1 protein-coding gene is annotated in these 670 nt (G+C 69.0%); it reads left to right on the top strand.

Annotation, left to right across the window (positions count from 1 at the left end):
• Nucleotides 1-609 (top strand): transposase (locus PUR61_RS00260; RefSeq protein WP_329874364.1); only part of this gene is annotated, 609 nt, incomplete at its 5' end.
• Nucleotides 610-670: the final 61 nt, after the last annotated feature.

Below are 670 nucleotides of genomic sequence, written 5' to 3'. Positions count from 1 at the left end.
GTCGAACTGATCCGCCCCAAAGCCCCGCGCATGGCCCAACGATTGATCGACGACCTCTTCGACGCCCTCGACGAACAGACCGTCGTCGTCCCCGGCACCGGCACACTCGACGTGGTCGTCCCGTCCCTGGCCCGATCCCTCGCGGCCGTCCAGGAACAGCGCCGGGCCCTGGAGGCCCAGATCAACACCCTGCTGGAGGCCCACCCTCTTCACCCGGTCCTGACCTCGATGCCCGGCGTCGGCGTCAGGACCGCCGCCGTCCTGCTGGTCACCGTCGGCGACGGCACGAGCTTCCCCACCGCCGCCCACCTCGCCTCCTACGCCGGCCTCGCGCCCACAACCAAGTCCTCGGGCACCTCCATCCACGGAGAACACGCACCCCGAGGAGGAAACCGGCAGCTCAAACGCGCCATGTTCCTCTCGGCCTTCGCCTGCATGAACGCCGACCCCGCCTCCCGCACCTACTACGACCGGCAACGAGCCCGCGGCAAAACCCACACCCAGGCACTCCTGCGCCTCGCCCGCCAACGCATCAGCGTCCTGTTCGCCATGCTCCGCGACGGCACCCTCTACGAATCCCGAACCCCAGCCGCCACCCCCGCCGCATGACCACCCCCAACAGCACCAAAACCGGCACCACATCCTTGACGAAGGACATAGAGGCACCCCC

Origin of the sequence: Streptomyces sp. BE20 (assembly GCF_036322525.1) — a bacterium.
Taxonomy (GTDB): Bacteria; Actinomycetota; Actinomycetes; order Streptomycetales; family Streptomycetaceae; genus Kitasatospora.
This window is presented reverse-complemented; position numbering and strand designations above follow the sequence as displayed.